Origin of the sequence: Salmonella sp. 32010601201800023SM, from assembly GCF_017572235.1 — a bacterium.
Taxonomy (GTDB): domain Bacteria; phylum Pseudomonadota; class Gammaproteobacteria; order Enterobacterales; family Enterobacteriaceae; genus Salmonella; species Salmonella enterica.
In genome coordinates this window covers 175,626-191,748 of sequence record NZ_JAGEQS010000008.1, presented here as the reverse complement: position 1 = coordinate 191,748, position 16,123 = coordinate 175,626, and the positions used below count along the sequence as shown (strand labels likewise).

The following is a 16,123-nucleotide window of genomic DNA, read 5'->3' as shown; positions in this document are numbered from 1 at the left end:
CCTTCATATTACGCGGGTCGTTCATGGCGTCGAAAACGCGGAACACATCCATGCCGTTTTTCACCGCCCGCTCAACGAAGCGCTCCACCACATCATCGGCGTAGTGGCGGTAGCCGAGCAGGTTCTGACCACGCAGCAGCATCTGCAACGGGGTTTTGGGCATGGCTTTTTTCAGTTCGCGCAGGCGCAGCCACGGGTCTTCGCCGAGAAAACGGATGCAGGCGTCAAAGGTGGCGCCGCCCCAGCACTCCAGCGACCCGTAGCCCACGTCGTCGAGCGCGGCGGCAATCGGCAGCATATCGTCAAGGCGCAGACGGGTGGCGAACAGGGACTGGTGGGCGTCACGCAGGACGACGTCGGTAATGGCAATAGTCATGGATCCCTCCGGGAATTAAGCGTTAAGGCGGTGATGGTGAATGGCGGCGGCAATCACCGGCTTGAGGCGGGCAAAGTCGTCCGCGGGCGCGGCGGCGGCAGGTGCCAGTTTTGGCGCCGGAGCCGGTTCAGGGAAGAAACGGTTGACGGCGGCGGACATGCCGCGGATGGCGAAAATCAGCAGGAACAGAAACGCCAGCACGAACCCCATGCCGAGGAACATCAGGGTGAAGCCTTCACCTAATAGCACCGAACTATTCATAATAAAGTCTCAAATTTAATAATCTAAAATAGAAAAGTAATATCAGGCATTAATAGAATGGATAAAATACCGGTAGTAAAATCATACTAACGATAAAACAAACCAAACTAATCGCCAATCCGGGTTTTAAGAAATCTTTAAATTTAACATTCCCCGGGCCAATAATCATTGAGTTTGCTGGAATAGCCATTGGGGTACAAACAGCAACACTACTCGCAATAAAAACAGCAATAACAACTGCACGAGGGTCTGCGCCAATAGACTGTGCGATAGTCCATCCTACCGGGCATAACAACGTACATGCTGCAGTGTTACTCATAACTTGAGTCAAAGCCCATGTAAGTATCCACAATGACGCCATAATAATCATAACGCCAGAATCTCCGGTTACTGAAATAACGGCATTAGCAATCATTTCTCCAGCACCAGTAGAATTAAGCGCGGCTCCTAAAGGCATCATAAACGCAAGCATGAAAACAGTTAGTGTTTCAAAAGAATTAAAAGTTTCCTTTTGTGTCAAAACGCCAGCAAATACAAGAACAATAGCCGCACAACACGCAATAATATGCATTGGAGGCAGAAACTTAATATAATCAGTTGCCACCATTCCAGCGATAGACAGAATAAAAACGGCTAAAGTTAAATTTCTATGCCAGGCCGGAATTTGGCTATAATCCATTTGAGAATCAGATTGTGTATTTCCATCACGATCTGCGATGAGTTTTGAACCGAAGAAATAGAGAAATATAGAGCATGCAATCAGCAAAGGAATACCAATTTTAGCGTATTCGAAAAATGGCACCGACAGACTTCCCTTACTAAAAGTTTCAATAGTATTTTTAGCAATCAGATTTCCTGGCGAACCGATAATAGAAATATCAGCACCGATTGTTGCCCCAAAAACCAGAGGCATAAGAAGTTTAATAGGCTTAATCTGACTACTGGCGGCAATACCTAAAACAATAGGAATTAGCACAGCAACTGTTCCGCTATTAGAAACAAAGGCAGACATAACTCCACCAATAAGAAAAATCAATACACTAAGGCTTCTTTCTGTTTTAGCATATTTTAGTAAAATTTTACTTGATTGCCATGCCAAACCTGTTTTAAAAAATGCCGCACCGAGTACACACATGGCGACGATAAGAATAACATTCGCATTTACGATTGAAGCAAAAATATCCTTAGCATCGATAACACCCGTAAAATAAAGTGCCATTGGGACCATAAATGCAACTAATCCCATAGGAAGACGATCGCTAACAAAGATAATTATTGCAACCACTAAAACCAACAAAGTAATAATCGCTGGTGACATGTATACGTCCTTATATTATTAGGGTACAAAAACAACTCATTACAGTCATGAATACAACTGCAACAAGCATAAATCACATGTTATACTAAAATTACATCTAATTAATTTCTATTGAGAAAGAATACACTCACATAAATAACAACACTTACCCGACAAAGGCATAACATATTCTTACTGCTTTTGTTTCTGTTTAATCAAATAATTTCCTCTTAAAATCTGTCTGTGTATAATGCTACTTATATAAATGAAACTCATCCAATGCTAATAAGGTTGCAGCTTATGCAATATCGGCATCACCTCGAACTAACATGGCTCGAAGACTGTCTGGCTCTAAAAGAAACGTTGAATTTCTCAAAAGCGTCTGCCTCAAGATATGTGACTCAACCCGCATTTAGTCGTCGGATACAATCTCTCGAAGAATGGGTGGGTACGCCCCTTTTTGAAAGAAGTAAACGGGGAGTCACCCTTACCAAGGCCGGAGAAGTATTTACAGACCAGCTTCCCGAACTGATCCACTCCTTGTACACATTGAAAAGTGATACCCTTGAGGCCGCAGGTAATAAACAACCTAGTCTTGTTTTTTCAGCAACGCATGCTTTGTCTTTCTCTTTTGTACCGCATTTGTTAAAACAGAGTGATAAAATTGCAAAATTTGGTTCATTTCGTCTTTTATCTGACTCATTGAATGCGTGCGAAAAAATGATGCGGCAGGGAGATTCACAATTTTTGCTGTGTCACCATCACCCACATATGCATCTAAATTTAAATAAAAATAACTTTATGAGCATTCGTCTTGGGTTTGATACATTAATTCCATTCAGTAAACCAGACTCAGAAACGTTAAAACCGTTGTGGAATATAAATAATAAGATTCAATTCCCTTACCTTTCTTTTTCATCACAATCAGGTCTGGGAAGAATAATAGCAAATACAGCGTCTATTAACAGAATTACCCATAATATAAATGTTGCCTTTGTGGCCGATCTGGCAGCAACACTATTGGCAATGGTCAGATCTGGCGATGGTGTTGCCTGGATACCTCAAAGCCTTGCCAGGCAAGATATAGAGGCTAAAACTATTGTTACTGCAGCGGAAAAAGAAAGCAATTTATGGGTCCCCATAGAAATAAGACTTTATAGACCAGCCAAGAGAATGCCTCCAGATGCCGAAGAGCTATGGGAAATTTTTGTTGAAGAACAAATATAATTATTTAATTGTAAAATGTTCTTTAATATAATCCTCAATGAATTTAATTAACGCTCTGGTTGCATATGATAAATATTTATCTTTCTTCCAGGCCAAACCAATCGTAACATAAGTCGGCTCAGTCATGGCCTTGGTTATTACTTTTTCGGCTTTAAGATCGACAGCGTCCAAAATGAAAGAAATTCCTTCATTTTTAGCAACCAGATCTATGTTGGTTTGAACCCTGTTTGATGATAGAAAAATATGTGTATGAATTCCTCGCTTTGTACATTCTTCAATAATCGTTTTTCTATGCCAGGAATCTTTTTTCATTAGTATCAATGGCTCATATTGTAGATCTTCCCAATCGATACTATCCTTTTTTGCCAGGGGATGTTTATCTGACATACATACCACGTGCTGCTGAGTCATTAATGGTACCGTAACTAATTCTTTTGGACAGTCATTAATAATAACAATAGCAAGATCCAGCTCTCCAGCAGAAAGTTTATCATGTAAACCAAAAGTCCCCTCTTCAACAAGAGAGAGTTCCATCTCTGGATAAATCTCTCGGAAATGCTTGAAGAGCGGTGAAAAAAGAAACAAACTTATCATCGGTGGGATCCCCAAAGTTACTATGCCACCATTTTCATTACGATAATCTTTCATTTCCGCTACGCTATTTTTTAACGCAATAAGGATAGGTTCAATTTTTTGTAAGAAAAACATGCCCTCCTCAGTAAGGACAAGTTTATTTTTCTTTCTATCAAATAATGTCACCCCTAATTCAGTCTCTAACTTCTTAATAGCAATGGTGATATTAGGTTGAGAAACAAAATGCCGCTCAGCAACTCTGGTTAAGTTACCTAACAAAGAAGCGCTTACAAAATATTCTAATTGTCTAATTTCCATCTATTTTCCACTACTATAAATAAAATTTATCATTTAATAAAAATAACATATTTCCTTCCTACAATGAATACGAATATCATGAAAATGTGATCAATGGATAAAACAATGCAACATAGCACTGGAGGGAGTATGAGTCGTATATTAAATACAGAAATTATCATTCCGGTTATCGAAAAACTTGTAAAAAAAGCTTGTTATGAACTGGATGATAATCTCATGTGTTCTTTTCGTAAAGCATATGATAAAGAAGAGTCAAAGATCGGCAAGGAAACCATTAAGATATTAATTGATAATGGAGAGTATGCAAAAAAAGAACAACTTGCATGCTGCCATGATACCGGTACTTGTATCGTTATAATGGAAATTGGACAACATGTATGCTGGGAAGGTAAGCCGCTTAAAGATCAGGTGAACCAGGGTGTTCGCCAGGGCTATGAAAATGGATACTTAAGAAAATCCATGGTTGCAGATCCATTAGAACGTATTAATACTAATGATAATACTCCTGCAATTTTACATACTGAAATTGTTGATGGTGACCGAGTGACAATTACCGTTATGCCAAAGGGCGGCGGTAGCGAAAATATGGGAACTTTTAAAACATTGCTTCCCGGCGATGGTATTGATGGTATAAAAGATTTTGTTCTGGAAACTGTCCGTCGTGTAGGAGGCAATCCATGCCCTCCTTATATTATTGGTATCGGCGTTGGCGGTACAATGGATCACTGTTCGTGGATGGCGAAGAAAGCATTATTACGCCCTCTTGGTGAGTTCAATGCTAAACCACTTTATGCCCAGCTCGAAGCTGAATTATTAGAGGCCGTGAATAATACAGGGATCGGCCCTTTAGGTATGGGCGGGCGTATTACGGCGTTAGGCGTGCATGTCGATTACTATCCTTGCCATATCACTGCACTGCCAGTCGCAATCAATTTCCAATGTAATGCAAGCCGCCACGCTAGTGAAATCATTTAATACCTGGAGAAGCTATGATGGAATTAACATTACCATTGACTAAAGAGAAAGCGAAAACTCTTAAGGTCGGCGATATATTATTTCTCACTGGATTTGCTTACACCTGCCGTGACGCCGCGCATAAAAAAATCGAAGTAGCGCTTAGTAACGGAGAAAAATCACCAGTCGATTTTCAAAACCAAACGATTTACTATGCTGGCCCCTGCCCTGCCAGACCTGGTTTACCTATTGGCTCCAACGGTCCTACAACGGCCGCGCGTATGGACCCATTTGTAGAAATGATGTTTCAACAAGGGGCAACTGCGTTTCTTGGCAAAGGCGATCGTGCTGATTATGTCGCTGAGCTTTGTAAAAAATACGGTGGGGTTTCGCTACTCGGGATTGGAGGAGCGTCTGCAATTAATACAAAACATGTTAAATCAGTAGAAATTGTTGCCTACGAAGAATTAGGAACAGAATCCATTAAGAAGTTATATTTTGACCGCTATAGAGTCATTGTAGGAATTGATTCGGAAGGAAATACCCTCCAGAAGCAGGAAGTACCTAAGTACGCCAAATAATAATACATTAATATTGGCAATATCGGTCCGGTAGACTGTTACCGGACCGATATGTTTTCTATCCTGCACTTCACCACAGGATAGAAAATAAACTTAGCCGCGACGGGCTTTTACCGCTGCCGACAACTGACGAAGCAGCGCATCGGTATCTTCCCAGCCAATACAGGCGTCAGTAATGCTTTTACCGTAGGTCAGCGGCTGACCGCTTTCCAGACTCTGGTTTCCTTCTACCAGATGACTCTCTACCATCACGCCAATAATCGCTTTTTCACCGCCCGCTATCTGCTGACAGACATCGGCGCAAACCTCCATCTGCTTTTGAAATTGCTTACAGGAGTTGGCATGGCTGAAATCGATCATGACCTGCGGCGTCAGTCCCGCTTTGATGAGGCCTTCTTTCACCTCAGCAACATGTTGCGCGCTATAGTTTGGCGCTTTACCGCCGCGCAGAATGATATGGCAGTCGCCGTTGCCGCTGGTATTCACAATCGCCGAATGACCCCATTTAGTGACGGAGAGGAAGCAATGCGGCGCGCCGGCGGCGTTGATGGCGTCAATGGCGACTTTAATCGTGCCATCAGTACCATTTTTAAAACCGACCGGACAAGAGAGGCCAGACGCCAGTTCGCGATGAACCTGGGATTCAGTAGTCCGCGCGCCAATGGCGCCCCAGCTCATCAGATCGGCCAGATATTGCGGCGTGATCATATCGAGGAATTCGCCGGCGGCAGGCAGGCCGCTGTCGTTAATATCCAGCAGCAGTTTGCGCGCAATACGCAGACCGTCGTTAATCTGGAAGCTGTTATCCATGTGCGGATCGTTAATCAGCCCTTTCCAGCCGACGGTGGTACGCGGTTTCTCAAAATAGACGCGCATGACAATTTCAAGCTCGCCTTGAAGCTCATCGCGTAGCGCCAGCAAACGGGCGGCATACTCTTTCGCCGCTGCCGGATCATGAATTGAACAAGGACCGATCACCACCAGCAGACGATCGTCATTGCCTTTGAGAATTTTATGGATGGCTTTGCGCGCGTGAGCAACGGTATTTGCTGCATTTTCCGTGGCGGGAAACTTTTCCAGCAGCGCGACCGGAGGTAATAACTCGTTGATTTCTTTAATGCGTAAATCGTCGTTCTGATAATTCATGTTTATTCCAGTGTTGCCGTACTTATCCCAATGAATGCAATCCCTCCAATCTATCTCTTCAATTAAATAGTGTAAACGGGCTTTTACACTTTGAACGGAATAATCCTGGAATTCAGGAAAAAAACGCACAAATGTAGCGAAAAATGGGATCTAACCTACACTTTTTAACTGTAACCACTCTGTTTATGAATTATTGCAAGATTCTCTGCTGCGTTAACCCGCGGCGGCGAACGCTTTTTATCCCTTATTTGAGGATTTGACTGACACGTGCACTGTTGGAAGAGGTTATCCGACATATCCACCATAACAGGAGCATCTTATGAAAATGACAAAACTGACTACGCTTTTACTCACCGCTACCCTCGGCCTTGCCAGCGGCGCAGCGTTAGCTGCTGAATCTAACGCGCAGTCCAGTAATGGCCAGGCGAACTCGGCGGCAAATGCCGGTCAGGTTGCCCCGGACGCCCGCCAGAATGTAGCGCCGAATGATGTGAATAACAACGACATCAATACCAACGGCAATACTAACAGCACGATGCAGCATCCAGACGGTTCAACCATGAATCATGACGGAATGACCAAGGATGAAGAGCATAAAAATACCATGTGTAAAGACGGTCGCTGCCCGGATATTAATAAAAAAGTGGAAACCGGTAATGGCGTCAATAATGACGTGAATACCAAAACCGACGGTACCACACAGTAATGCAGAAAAAAGTCTGATAACGGGAGAGCTTTCGCTCTCCTTTTTATTTTGTCAGCGAAAAATCAGTATGATGTCTACAGTATTGATGAGAATAACAAAGGAATGACGTTATGGCGCACTCACACTCTCATGCCGATTCACACCTGCCGAAAGATAATAATGCTCGTCGCCTGCTTTTCGCCTTTATCGTCACTGCCGGATTTATGCTCCTTGAGGTGGTGGGCGGGATACTCTCCGGCTCTCTGGCGTTGTTGGCGGATGCGGGACATATGCTCACCGACGCGGCGGCTCTTCTCTTTGCGCTGCTGGCGGTTCAATTTTCCCGTCGCCCCCCGACTGTTCGCCACACTTTTGGCTGGCTAAGACTCACCACATTGGCGGCCTTTGTGAATGCCATTGCGTTGGTGGTCATTACCCTTCTCATTGTCTGGGAAGCGATAGAGCGCTTTTACACGCCACGTCCGGTGGCGGGCAATCTGATGATGGTGATTGCGGTCGCGGGTCTGCTGGCGAACCTGTTTGCGTTCTGGATACTCCATCGGGGAAGCGATGAAAAAAACCTGAACGTGCGCGCTGCCGCGCTACATGTGATGGGCGATTTGCTGGGTTCCGTCGGCGCAATAGTCGCCGCGTTGATCATTATCTGGACGGGCTGGACGCCAGCGGACCCGATTCTCTCTATTCTGGTTTCGGTACTGGTACTACGCAGCGCCTGGCGTTTGTTAAAAGATAGCGTCAACGAATTGCTGGAAGGCGCGCCGGTTTCACTGGATATTAATGCCTTACAGCGCCATTTAAGCCGGGAAATCCCCGAAGTCCGCAACGTACACCATGTGCATGTCTGGATGGTCGGCGAAAAACCGGTCATGACATTGCACGCTCAGGTCATTCCGCCACACGACCATGATGCGCTGCTGGAACGTATCCAGGATTTCCTGATGCACGAATACCATATTGCGCACGCTACGATTCAGATGGAGTATCAAGTGTGTCACGGCCCGGACTGTCATCTGAATCAGACGCCATCCGGGCATGTTCATCACCATTAACGGGAAAGCGCGCGCGATCCTCGCTCCCGCGCGCTGTTTATCCACAGGCGACTACCGTTCACGGCGATAAATGTCAGGATCAGATATTCCAGCGACATCGCATAGACGCCCTGCAAAGCAAAAATCACCACACTGATTACGTTGATTATCACCCACAGGAGCCAGTTTTCGACATATTTGCGTGTCATCAAAATCATCGCCACGATAGACAGCACCATCATGCAAGAGTCCCAGAACGGGAAAGCGTCCGGTTGCAGTACAGGCATTGTCACCTGTAACCCCAGCATCTGCATAATGGCGACGGCCACGCGCGTCAGGACGGCGAATACGGGATCGATATATCGCGTCATCAAACCGATAGCTATCACACATATCGCCAGCCATGCCATTGCTTTTGGCAACGGCAGCCAGCGTATTTTAAGCTCGGCCTCATTATCCTTTGTTTGCCGCGACCACGCATACCAGCCATAAATATTGGCGGCAAAGAAAAAGAGTTGCAGCAACAGGCTGGCATAAAGCTGGATCTGAAAGAAAATAATCGCAAACAGGGTAACGTTAACCAGTCCAAAAAAGTAGTTGCTGATCTTCTCCAGACTGGCAAGCCAAATACAGAGCAGGCCGGCGATGGTTCCTACCGCTTCGATCCACGAGAGATCGTACCCGCCAGCGCCAATCGGAATATGAATCAGTATGTTGTGCGTACTAAAAAAATCCATTCTCTCCCCCAAAGATTTCCGTCTTTACGCCCGAAGTGTAGCCGCAAAATCCAGCATCCGGTTGAGCGGCAGTAATGCGCCCTCGCGTAGCGCCGCATCAACCTGTATTTCATGCGCCGCGCCTCCCTGCTCCAGCCCTTCAGCAATGGCTTTCAGGCCATTCATCGCCATCCACGGACAGTGCGCGCAGCTACGGCAGGTCGCCCCCTCGCCAGCCGTGGGCGCTTCAAGCAGTTCTTTTTCAGGCACCGCCTGCTGCATTTTGTAGAAGATGCCGCGATCGGTCGCCACGATAAGCTGTCTGTGCGGCAGCGTTTTTGCCGCCTTAATAAGCTGACTGGTGGAGCCCACCGCATCGGCCATCTCGACAATGGACTGCGGCGATTCAGGGTGAACCAGAAGAGCGGCATCGGGATAGATTTTTTTTAAACGGGTCAACGCCTGGGTTTTAAACTCGTCATGCACGATACACGCCCCTTGCCAACACAGTACATCGGCCCCGGTCTGTTTTTGCACGTAATTCCCCAGGTGTCTGTCCGGCGCCCAGATAATTTTTTCCCCCAAACTATCCAGATGCTCAATCAGTTCTACGGCGATACTGGAGGTCACAACCCAGTCCGCACGCGCTTTAACAGCAGCCGAGGTGTTAGCATAGACCACTACGGTTCTGTCAGGATGCGCATCACAAAAAGCGCTAAATTCGTCTATTGGGCAGCCTAAATCCAGCGAACATTCCGCCGCCAGGGTAGGCATAAGAATGGTTTTTTCCGGGCTGAGGATTTTGGCGGTTTCCCCCATAAACCGTACGCCCGCTACCAGCAGCGTGGATGCGGCGTGCTTCGCGCCGAAACGGGCCATTTCCAGCGAGTCGGAAATACAGCCGCCGGTTTCTTCTGCCAACTGTTGAATTTCCGGATCGGTGTAATAGTGCGCCACCATGACGGCATTGCGCTCTTTGAGCAACCGCTTGATTTTCTCACGATAAAATTGCTTTTCATCGTCGTTCAACGGCGTTGGTTTCGGCGGGAACGGGTAGATTGCGGCTTGTGGGTCAAACATTACGCTCATCGTGGCTTCTCGTTTTACTGACTTAACGAAACAACCGAATGAAAGCGTAATAAACGCCACAATCGGTTAATTTGTTTTATATGCTAAACAAGATAGCTGATTCAATAAGGAAAGTCACAATAATTAAGTAGCCCCGTATCTGATGGCGACGTAACGTCTTATCTGGCCTACGTGAGCGGTGCCGTCTGTAGGCCTGATAAGCGCAGCGCATCAGGCAAGACCCGAACCTGCGGCAGGTTCGAATCTTCATATTGCAGATAGCAAAAAGGCGCCGCCAGCGCCCTCTTTTACATTGATGAGTCGTGCAGGATGACTCGCTTCGCTCGCCCTTCGGGCCGTCGCCGTAAACGGCTCCGTTGTCTCACTGCGTGAGACCCGGACCTGCGGCAGGTTCGAATCTTATAAATCGCAGATAGCAAAAAAGCGCCTTTAGGGCGCTTTTTTACATTGGTGGGTCGTGCAGGATTCGAACCTGCGACCAATTGATTAAAAGTCAACTGCTCTACCAACTGAGCTAACGACCCCTTGGATAAGGGTTACTGCTTCAATCATTCAGGATGGTGGGTCGTGCAGGATGACTCGGCTTCGCCTCGCCCTTCGGGCCGTTGCTAAAGCAACGTTATCCTTCACGTTCTCTACCAGTTACCACCTTGTATATTGGTGGGTCGTGCAGGATTCGAACCTGCGACCAATTGATTAAAAGTCAACTGCTCTACCAACTGAGCTAACGACCCATACGGGTGCTGCCTGAAAGATTTTACTCGGACCATCTAAAGATGGTGGGTCGTGCAGGATGACTCGGCTTCGCCTCGCCCTACAGGTTGCTGACGCAACGTTATCCTTCACGTTCAACATCTGAGTTTGATGTTAAATTGGTGGGTCGTGCAGGATTCGAACCTGCGACCAATTGATTAAAAGTCAACTGCTCTACCAACTGAGCTAACGACCCGAGTGGTGGGTGATGACGGGATCGAACCGCCGACCCCCTCCTTGTAAGGGAGGTGCTCTCCCAGCTGAGCTAATCACCCGATACTACGCTGGATATTACTGACTAACCGAAGTTAGTGGTGGGTTGTGCAGGATGACTCGGCTTTGCCTCGCCCTACGGGCCGTTGCTGACGCAACGTTATCCTTCACGTTTTATTCTCGTTTCCACCGAACGATTGGTGGGTCGTGCAGGATTCGAACCTGCGACCAATTGATTAAAAGTCAACTGCTCTACCAACTGAGCTAACGACCCACTTTTACGTTGCTTTCGAGTTGTTTAATATCCCGTGGCAACGGCGGCATATATTACTGATTTCAGATTTGAGCGCAACAAAAATTTCGACGCAGAGGGCTCAACTGCTTAGGAATCGCACGACGCGACCAGAAAAAAGGCGTTTTCTGGTCGCATGGTACGCATTACATCGCGTTAAGACGCTTTTGCGCCTGTTTCGCGCCATCAGTGCCAGGATATTTGTTAATCACCTGCTGATAAACCGCTTTCGCTTTTGCCGTATCACCTTTGTCCTGCATGATAACGCCAACTTTGTACATCGCGTCCGCAGCCTTCGGCGACTTAGGATAGTTTTTTACTACCGAGGCGAAATAATAGGCGGCGTCATCTTTTTTACCCTTGTTGTAATTCAACTGGCCCAGCCAATAATTGGCGTTCGGCTGATAAGTAGAATCAGGGTATTTCTTGATGAAGTTCTGAAACGCCACAATCGCATCATCCTGGCGAGACTTATCCTGCACCAGCGCAATTGCCGCATTGTAATCGGTATTCGCATCGCCACTTTGTACCGGCGCCCCTGAGGTTGCCGTACCGGCATCCGGGGCGGGGGTCGCAGTGGTTGCCGCCCCGCTCTGGTCACCAGCTGCTGGCTGCGCTGCGCCGCCATTATTTAAGCTCCCCAGCTGCAGCATAATTTGCTTCTGGCGCTCCATCACCTGATTCAGTTGATACTGATTTTCCTGGATTTGGCCGCGCAAAGAATCGATATCGGACTGATTATCGGAGAGCTGCTGCTGAAGTTGGGTTAAAAGCTGGCTGTGAGCGTTAGAGATACGCTCAAGTTGAGTGACGCGGTCTTCGACCGAGCCTGAGCCGACACTACTGATTGGCGCCTGAGCAAAAGCGGCCCAGGGGGCCGCTATGCCAACCAGTAACGACAGACTCAACAGGTGATGTCTGAAGTTACTGCTCATGCAATTCTCTTAGTAAACCAGTACAGCGCGACGGTTCTTAGCGTAAGCCGCTTCGTCGTGGCCCAGTACGGCAGGTTTTTCTTTACCGTAAGAAACGATGGAGATCTGGTCAGCGGAAACGCCTTTACCCTGCAGGTACATTTTAACGGCGTTAGCACGACGCTCACCCAGGGAGATGTTGTACTCCGGCGTACCGCGTTCGTCCGCGTGACCTTCTACGGTGACTTTGTAAGACGGGTTGCTACGCAGGAAGTTAGCGTGCGCATCCAGCATTGCCGCGAAGTCAGAACGGATATCGTACTTGTCGAGATCGAAGTAAACGATGTTGTTCTGCTGCAGCTGCTGCATCTGCAGACGCGCTTGCTCTTCAGATGACATGTTGCCGTTGCCGTTAGCGTCCATACCAGTGCCGGCGCCGTTCAGCATACCGCCTTCGCTACCGTCATTGCTGGCGTTCTTGTTGGAAGAACATGCCGCGATTGCCATAACAGGCAGGGCAATCATCAGGCCCTTCAGCACTTTGTTCAGTTGCATTTCTTTAATTCCTTTAGTAATCAATTAATTATTATCACAGATACGGCGACCAGGCAGGCGATTTCACCTGACCATCAGTTGCCGGAAGACGCGCTTTGAAACGCCCATCTGTAGAAACCAAATTCAGCACAGATCCCATCCCCTGAGAAGAGCTGTAGATTACCATCGTGCCGTTAGGTGCCAGACTTGGCGTTTCATCCAGGAACGTTGACGACAGAACCTGTACGCCACCCGTCACCAGATCTTGTTTGGCAATGTGCTGCTGCCCGTTATTTGAGCTTACCATTACCATAAATTTACCGTCGCTGCTGACATCCGCATCCTGGTTTTGCGAACCTTCCCAGGTAATACGCTGCGCCGCACCGCCGTTAATGTTCATTTTATACACTTGCGGACGTCCAGCCTGGTCAGAGGTAAAGGCCAGAGTCTGGCTGTCCGGGAACCAGGTCGGCTCCGTATTGTTGCTACGGCCGTCCGTTATCTGACGAATCTGACCGGAGGCGAGATCCATAACGTACAGGTTCAGACTTCCGGTTTTCGATAACGCGAACGCCAGTTTCGTCCCATCCGGCGAGAAGGCCGGCGCGCCGTTGTGACGCGGGAAGGACGCAACCTGACGCACTGCGCCGTTTGCCAGCGTCTGGATAACCAGCGCGGAGCGACCGCTTTCAAATGTCACGTAAGCCAGTTTTGAGCCGTCCGGAGACCACGCCGGAGACATCAACGGCTGCGGAGAACGGTGCACCACAAACTGATTGTAACCATCGTAATCCGACACACGCAGTTCATACGGGAACTGACCGCCATTAGTCTGTACCACATAGGCGATACGAGTACGGAACGCGCCCTTAATGCCCGTCAGTTTTTCAAAGACTTCGTCACTGGCGGTATGGCCTGCATAACGCAGCCACTGCTTGTTCACTTTATAAGAGTTTTGCGCCAGTACGGTACCCGGCGCGCCGCCAGTGTCAACCAGCTGATAAGCAACATTGTAGGAACCGTCCGGATTCGGCGTGACCTGTCCAACGACGACGGCATCAATACCCAGCGCAGACCATGCGGTAGGCTGAACTTCCTGAGCGGTGGCTGGCTGCTGCGGCAGTCGGGACCGGTCTAACGGATTAAATTTACCGCTATTGCGTAAATCTGCCGCCACGATGCCACCGATATCTTCAGGCGCAGCGCCCGGTCCGGCCCATTTAAAAGGCACAACGCCAATCGGTCGCGCCGAGTCCACCCCCTGGGTGATCTCGATACGGACTTCTGCGTGCAGCACCGCCGCCCACAGCATCAGAAAACCAAATGCTACTCGTAATGCCTGCTTCATCATATCTCCCATACCTGGGCCTGCGACCCACGATAATTTAGCAGAATGTTAACAAACTCAAATACACAAAACCACCAGGACCAGTAACAACTCAACTGCTCTAACTTCCATAAAGAAAAGTATCTACAGTTTAAAGTCTAGTTTGGCATCCTTTATTTTCTCATAAACAGCCTGGCTTGGCGGTTTAGGAATTTTCGCGGTTTTTGCCGCCATTAACGCCGCCTGACAAAGCGCCGGATCGCCGCCCTCAGACGTAATGCTTTTTAATGAGCCATCCGGCGCCAGGCTAATATGCAAGACACATTGTTTGCCCTGATACAGGCTCGCATCATACAGACGGCTCTGAATGGCGACCTGAATCTGTTTCGCGTAGGCGCTGATATCAGCGCCTGTCGCCCCACCGTTAGCGCCCGATGTACCGCTATCTTTCGATGGCTGACCATTCCCTTTCGCGCCGCCGCCGGTTTTCGGCGCATTCTTACCCGAGCTGAGATCGCCAAGCAGATCGTCGACGCCTTCTGCGGCGGCCGCTTTTTCGGCAGCCGCTTTCTTCTTAGCGTCCGCCGCTGCTTTCGCCGCCGCGGCATCCGCTTTCTTCTTCGCCTCCGCCGCCGCTTTCGCCGCCTCGGCATCCGCTTTCTTCTTCGCCTCCGCCGCCGCTTTCGCCGCTTCGGCTTCCGCTTTCTTCTTCGCCTCCGCCGCCGCTTTCGCCGCTTCGGCCTCTGCTTTCTTCTTCGCGTCCGCCGCCGCTTTCGCCGCTTCGGCTTCCGCTTTCTTCTTCGCGTCCGCTGCCGCTTTTACCGCCTCGGCTTCCGCTTTCTTCTTCGCGTCCGCCGCCGCTTTCGCCGCCTCGGCCTCCGCTTTCTTCTTCGCGTCCGCCGCCGCTTTCGCCGCTTCTTCGGCCTGTTGCTGCTGCTGTTGCGCCAGTTTTGCCGCTTCTTCAGCCTGCTTTTGCTGCTCCTGAGCCGCTAAACGTTCTTTCTCAAGTTGTTTCAACCGCTCCTGTTCGGCAGCCTGCTTCTGCTGCAACTCCTCTGCTTGCTGCTGTTGCAGCTTTTTACGCTCTTCTTCCGCGCGTCTGGCGCTGGCCTGTTGATCCTGCTGACGGTTGTACTGCTGCACAACGGCGCCAGGATCGACCATCACCGCGTCGATAGCGGAACCACCGCCGCCGCCGGCAGAAGCCTCTATATGCTCATCAAACGAACTCCAGATCAGCACTGCAAATAAGATGATATGCAGCACGGCTGAAATAATTATCGCCCGTTTGAGCTTGTCGTTTTGTTCGGTTGCCTTTGACACTCTCGGTTCCCAAAAAACTGTTCGCCTGTTACTCGCCGTCTTTCAAGCCAACGGGACGCAGACTTCAGATTGGCTGCGTCATTAAGCCAACCGATTTTACGCCCGCGCTGTGTAACAAGTTCAGCGCTTTAATTATTTCATCGTACGGCACCTCTTTCGCGCCGCCGATTAAAAAGACTGTTTTCGGATTAGCCTGCAGATGACGCTTTACTTCTGCGATCACCTGTTCAGACGGCAGTTGATCCATTCGATCTTTATCAACCACTACGCTGTATTGCCCTACTCCGGAAACTTCAATAATGACCGGTGGATCGTCGTTACTACTGACCGCCTGCGACTGATTCGCCTCCGGTAAGTCGACTTCCACGCTCTGGGTAATGATCGGCGCGGTTGCCATAAAGATCAGCAGCAGCACCAACAGTACGTCGAGTAGCGGTACGATATTGATTTCGGACTTAAGTTCGCGACGACCTCGTCCACGCGTTCTGGCCATGG

16 protein-coding genes, 5 tRNA genes and 1 pseudogene are annotated in these 16,123 nt (G+C 48.5%); 5 read left to right on the top strand and 17 right to left on the bottom strand.

Going from position 1 to position 16,123, the window contains the following annotated elements:
* From J4617_RS20780 to J4617_RS20770, 3 genes and pseudogenes are all read right to left on the bottom strand, one after another.
* Positions 1–376, bottom strand: a pseudogene (locus J4617_RS20780) (oxaloacetate decarboxylase); the annotation flags it as partial.
* 15 nt (positions 377–391) lie between these two features.
* The gene (locus J4617_RS20775) at positions 392–637 is read right to left on the bottom strand and encodes an oxaloacetate decarboxylase subunit gamma (protein WP_022544642.1); all 246 of its coding nucleotides are present in this window, start codon (positions 635–637) and stop codon (positions 392–394) included.
* A 49-nt stretch (positions 638–686) separates the two neighbouring features.
* Complete coding sequence (locus tag J4617_RS20770; protein WP_000074129.1) at positions 687–1,955, bottom strand: SLC13 family permease; 1,269 nt, start codon at positions 1,953–1,955, stop codon at positions 687–689.
* A 222-nt stretch (positions 1,956–2,177) separates the two neighbouring features.
* On the opposite strand from J4617_RS20770, the gene J4617_RS20765 reads away from it, so the two are divergent.
* Positions 2,178–3,161 carry a LysR family transcriptional regulator gene (locus J4617_RS20765; RefSeq protein WP_000282119.1) on the top strand — a complete coding sequence of 328 codons (984 nt, stop codon included), beginning with the start codon at positions 2,178–2,180 and terminating at the stop codon, positions 3,159–3,161.
* On the opposite strand, the gene J4617_RS20760 is transcribed toward J4617_RS20765, so the two are convergent.
* On the bottom strand, positions 3,162–4,052 hold the full coding sequence (locus tag J4617_RS20760; protein ID WP_000405927.1) for a LysR family transcriptional regulator: 891 nt from the start codon (positions 4,050–4,052) through the stop codon (positions 3,162–3,164). It lies immediately after the preceding gene.
* Positions 4,053–4,181: 129 nt separating this feature from the next.
* Here J4617_RS20760 and J4617_RS20755 point away from each other — a divergent pair, with 129 nt between their 5' ends.
* Both J4617_RS20755 and J4617_RS20750 read left to right on the top strand, forming a co-directional pair.
* Positions 4,182–5,027: a fumarate hydratase gene (locus J4617_RS20755; protein ID WP_000086831.1), complete on the top strand. Its 846-nt coding sequence runs from the start codon at positions 4,182–4,184 to the stop codon at positions 5,025–5,027.
* Positions 5,028–5,041: 14 nt separating this feature from the next.
* Entirely contained in the window at positions 5,042–5,587 is a 546-nt protein-coding gene (locus J4617_RS20750; RefSeq protein WP_000970374.1) for a FumA C-terminus/TtdB family hydratase beta subunit, read from the top strand.
* Positions 5,588–5,680: 93 nt separating this feature from the next.
* On the opposite strand, the gene aroG is transcribed toward J4617_RS20750, so the two are convergent.
* Positions 5,681–6,733, bottom strand: coding sequence for a 3-deoxy-7-phosphoheptulonate synthase AroG (gene aroG / locus J4617_RS20745; protein ID WP_001109233.1), 1,053 nt, complete (start codon positions 6,731–6,733; stop codon positions 5,681–5,683).
* A 319-nt stretch (positions 6,734–7,052) separates the two neighbouring features.
* Between aroG and J4617_RS20740 the strand changes: the two genes are divergently transcribed.
* Together J4617_RS20740 and zitB are read left to right on the top strand one after the other, a co-directional pair.
* The gene (locus tag J4617_RS20740; protein ID WP_000784380.1) at positions 7,053–7,439 is read left to right on the top strand and encodes a YbgS-like family protein; all 387 of its coding nucleotides are present in this window, start codon (positions 7,053–7,055) and stop codon (positions 7,437–7,439) included.
* A gap of 110 nt (positions 7,440–7,549) precedes the next feature.
* Positions 7,550–8,488: a CDF family zinc transporter ZitB gene (gene zitB / locus J4617_RS20735; RefSeq protein ID WP_000951250.1), complete on the top strand. Its 939-nt coding sequence runs from the start codon at positions 7,550–7,552 to the stop codon at positions 8,486–8,488.
* On the opposite strand, the gene pnuC is transcribed toward zitB, so the two are convergent.
* From pnuC to tolR, 12 genes are all read right to left on the bottom strand, one after another.
* Positions 8,485–9,204: a nicotinamide riboside transporter PnuC gene (gene pnuC / locus J4617_RS20730; protein WP_000345361.1), complete on the bottom strand. Its 720-nt coding sequence runs from the start codon at positions 9,202–9,204 to the stop codon at positions 8,485–8,487. The genes zitB and pnuC overlap by 4 nt on opposite strands.
* Before the next feature lie 24 nt (positions 9,205–9,228).
* Positions 9,229–10,272: a quinolinate synthase NadA gene (nadA, locus tag J4617_RS20725; RefSeq protein WP_000115343.1), complete on the bottom strand. Its 1,044-nt coding sequence runs from the start codon at positions 10,270–10,272 to the stop codon at positions 9,229–9,231.
* A 448-nt stretch (positions 10,273–10,720) separates the two neighbouring features.
* Positions 10,721–10,796: transfer RNA gene (locus J4617_RS20720), tRNA-Lys, on the bottom strand.
* A 134-nt stretch (positions 10,797–10,930) separates the two neighbouring features.
* Positions 10,931–11,006, bottom strand: a tRNA-Lys gene (locus tag J4617_RS20715).
* Positions 11,007–11,145: 139 nt separating this feature from the next.
* Positions 11,146–11,221 (bottom strand) — tRNA-Lys (locus J4617_RS20710).
* A 3-nt stretch (positions 11,222–11,224) separates the two neighbouring features.
* Positions 11,225–11,300, bottom strand: a tRNA-Val gene (locus J4617_RS20705).
* A 136-nt stretch (positions 11,301–11,436) separates the two neighbouring features.
* Positions 11,437–11,512 (bottom strand) — tRNA-Lys (locus tag J4617_RS20700).
* Positions 11,513–11,676: 164 nt separating this feature from the next.
* Positions 11,677–12,465 carry a cell division protein CpoB gene (cpoB, locus tag J4617_RS20695; protein WP_000097552.1) on the bottom strand — a complete coding sequence of 263 codons (789 nt, stop codon included), beginning with the start codon at positions 12,463–12,465 and terminating at the stop codon, positions 11,677–11,679.
* Between the two features lie 9 nt (positions 12,466–12,474).
* The gene (pal, locus tag J4617_RS20690) at positions 12,475–12,999 is read right to left on the bottom strand and encodes a peptidoglycan-associated lipoprotein Pal (protein ID WP_001176621.1); all 525 of its coding nucleotides are present in this window, start codon (positions 12,997–12,999) and stop codon (positions 12,475–12,477) included.
* A 34-nt stretch (positions 13,000–13,033) separates the two neighbouring features.
* On the bottom strand, positions 13,034–14,326 hold the full coding sequence (gene tolB / locus J4617_RS20685) for a Tol-Pal system beta propeller repeat protein TolB (RefSeq protein ID WP_001562341.1): 1,293 nt from the start codon (positions 14,324–14,326) through the stop codon (positions 13,034–13,036).
* A gap of 123 nt (positions 14,327–14,449) precedes the next feature.
* Positions 14,450–15,628 (bottom strand): cell envelope integrity protein TolA, encoded by a 1,179-nt coding sequence (gene tolA, locus J4617_RS20680; RefSeq protein WP_000030589.1) that lies wholly within the window; start codon positions 15,626–15,628, stop codon positions 14,450–14,452.
* 64 nt (positions 15,629–15,692) lie between these two features.
* Positions 15,693–16,121: a colicin uptake protein TolR gene (gene tolR, locus J4617_RS20675; protein ID WP_000124676.1), complete on the bottom strand. Its 429-nt coding sequence runs from the start codon at positions 16,119–16,121 to the stop codon at positions 15,693–15,695.
* Between the last annotated feature and the right edge of the window lie 2 nt (positions 16,122–16,123).